The organism is Amphritea sp. (genome assembly GCF_050300915.1).
GTDB lineage: Bacteria > Pseudomonadota > Gammaproteobacteria > Pseudomonadales > Balneatricaceae > Amphritea.
Genome location: NZ_JBNKYN010000143.1, coordinates 1 through 2,884 on the forward strand (window position 1 = coordinate 1; position 2,884 = coordinate 2,884).

The 2,884-nt window shown below is 53.2% G+C and carries 3 protein-coding genes; 1 reads left to right on the forward strand and 2 read right to left on the reverse strand.

The features are described from left to right. Positions 1-306: 306 nt before the first annotated feature. Positions 307-1,251 (reverse strand): quinone oxidoreductase family protein, encoded by a 945-nt coding sequence (locus tag ACQY8X_RS20720; protein WP_428037029.1) that lies wholly within the window; start codon positions 1,249-1,251, stop codon positions 307-309. A gap of 82 nt (positions 1,252-1,333) precedes the next feature. Between ACQY8X_RS20720 and ACQY8X_RS20725 the strand changes: the two genes are divergently transcribed. Further along, entirely contained in the window at positions 1,334-2,140 is an 807-nt protein-coding gene (locus tag ACQY8X_RS20725; protein ID WP_428037030.1) for an AraC family transcriptional regulator, read from the forward strand. Between the two features lie 97 nt (positions 2,141-2,237). On the opposite strand, the gene ACQY8X_RS20730 is transcribed toward ACQY8X_RS20725, so the two are convergent. After that, on the reverse strand, positions 2,238-2,884 hold a 647-nt coding region (locus ACQY8X_RS20730; protein WP_428037031.1), incomplete at its 5' end, for a methylenetetrahydrofolate reductase.

Genomic DNA, 2,884 nt, shown 5'->3' on the forward strand with positions numbered 1-2,884 from the left:
GCCCGCGCTTGGTTGGCGCGATTCGGCGATCCTTACAAAGACAGCGGCTTTGATCAAAAAGGTAGAACCGGCATTGATTACGGCGTAACCGGCGTACCGGAAACCTTTGTCATTGATAAAAAAGGGATTGAAGCGGTTATATAACTCGACCTACCCTGAAGACAGGCTGATCGTGACTTCTGATCAGTCAGGTTTCAACGTTACGACAGCTGCATCTGCATGCTGCCAGAGCGTTTTCCAGACGCGTGTAAACCCGGTTGAAGGATTGCGTTGGGATTCCCGTGTCCTGTAGACGCTCTGGCTCAGTTAGCCAATCGTCAACACCAGACGCTCTGATCCTGTGTATTGCCAGGCTTGCGTTACCTGATCCAGGGTCATCGCTTTGGTGTTGATCTTCAGGCCTGCCGGCTGGGCCCATTCGAATACCTGACTGATGCTTTTAATCAGGTTGCCTGTCGCAACGCTGCCAATGCCGCTGCCCATCAGTACAAGATTTTTGCTTCTGAGCGTGCCTGCATCGAAGGGGAGGTCTGCACCCGCCATCGAGCCAATATTCACATACCTCAGGGGTTTATCCGGCAAGGCGGGTATAGCCTTGAGCAGACAGGCGGCGGGTATGCCCCATAAATAATCCAGGACGATATCCACGGGAGATGTTTCCAGCAGGTCGCGGAAGGTGGCAGTCAGTTGCTCTGCAGACTGGTTAAGGCTGATAAACTGATCTGCGCCTAATGCCAGCAGGGCGTTAGCATCATCAGGATTGCGGGCTGTGGCAATGATGGTGGAAGCACCCAGATAGCGCGCAATCTGAATAGCTAAACGACCTGATGCGCCAGCAGCACCATTGATCAGAACGGTTTCGCCGACATTAAAACTGGCCCGATACTGCAGGGCTGCTATTGAGGACATTCCCGGGTTAGCAAGAGCCGCAGCGGAGATATCATCAAGGTCATCGGGTATGGGGACGCAAAGCGCGCTTCTGACGGCTGCCTGTTCAGCCATGCTGCCATCACGAGGAAAAACAAAGAATACCCGGTCACCATTTTCCAGCAGACCTACGCCATCCACACCGGGCACCATGGGTAAGGCAGTGCCGCTGCTGTAATGCAGGCCTGAGGCTTTGGCGCGCACCAGTTGGCTGATGGCAGTTGCACGGGGGGAAACCCGTTGCTCACCTGGCTGTAGGATGAGGTCGGCTATTTCACCGATAACTGGGGGCTGGTTGAAGTCGGTAATGACAGCGGCTTTCATTTAAGTCTCCTGAGTTGGCTGCTTGAAGTTCGTTAAGTCTGCCCATAAACTGATTGGCTAACATCTGAAAATAAGACAACTTATGCAGGAAACCCGACACGATTGGCCGCGTGTACCGTTAATCGTTTTTCCCGAAGGCAAACCTATCCGGCCGGTCAGCGTGCTCTATCGCCAACTTCAGGCTCAAACAGTGGTGGCCGCGCACACGCATAACTGGGGGCAACTGGTGTACTGCCGTCAGGGGGCTCTGGACGTTATCACACCTGCAGCCCGGTATCTGATTCCACCTGATCGGGCTGTTTGGGTACCCCCCAATCAGCCTCATGAGATCTCATCACTGTACGGCGCAGAACTCACCAGTATTAACATTTTGCCGGTGGAGACAGCTGATTTAGCGCAGGAGTGTCTTGTCCTGGAAGTATCACAATTGCTTCGCGAACTGATTCAGGAAGCGCTTAAACAACCGGTAGATTATGACTGGCATAGCCCGGCTGGACGCTTGTTCCGTACCCTGAGAGATCAGATTGCGGTAGCACCGCAGGCACCGCTATACCTGCCATTACCGGTGGACTCGCGGTTGCGCAACATCTGCTATCAACTGGAAGAAGATCCGTCATTGCAACATACGCTGTCAGAGTGGGGGACGCTGGTAGGCGCATCCGAACGGACATTACAGAGACTGTTTCAGAAAGAAGCCCGCATGACCTTTCAACAGTGGCGTCAACAACTGCGCTTGCAGGTAGCACTGGAGCGACTGGTGACTAGCAGGGACTCCGTTACCATGATTGCTGCTGATATTGGCTATGAATCCACATCGACCTTTATCAGCATGTTCCAAAAGTACTGCGGTATGACGCCGGGGGAATATCGAAAATCAAAGTCTGGCTGACAGCTCTTTTAACATTGCGCTCTTATCATTCAGAGCGGTTTGTCGGGTAAAAGAGCACAAAGCAGGCTGCTATTAAAGACCGGCGATCACTGTTGCGTTAAACCTCCAGGCCAGAACTGTCCGCTAATGGCTGATCACTGCAAACCCGGGAATTCATCCAGCGGACACCGTCCTTAATGCCGCCGAAAGGGTAGAGGTGGTATCCAATATCTCCCAGTTCCTGCTCTGCCAGACCGCTGACAAGATCTGTCCAGAAGTGATCTGCGACAGACTTACGCAGCAAGGTCGCTAATGACAGGCCGTAACGCCCGGCAATTTCCGTCGATGCGACTACCCCAAACTGCTTTGCATATCGGAGCAGCTGGCTGATACTGGCTGGCCCTGGAACGCCGATATTAACAGGGGCATCGATGCCGCGATCGCGTAGTTGTCTGATCCAGCGAACGATAGCCTCAGTATCGAAACCGAACTGAGTGGTGATCTCCAGCGTGCAATTAGCATCTTGAAGCAATTGATATTTCCATTCCAGTGCGTGCCAGAGTTTATCTGTACTGATCTTCGGATGCCCATCGGGATAGCCAACGATCCCAACATGATGAATGTCATGGCATTGTAATACCCCACTTGCGAGGAGGGCCAGCGAATCGGTGTATGGACCCGCCGGTGTAGCGGGATCTCCGCCGACGAAAATAAAGCGCGACGGACGGGCTGCGCTATTTAGCTGCGTAATGAGGTTGTTGAGAT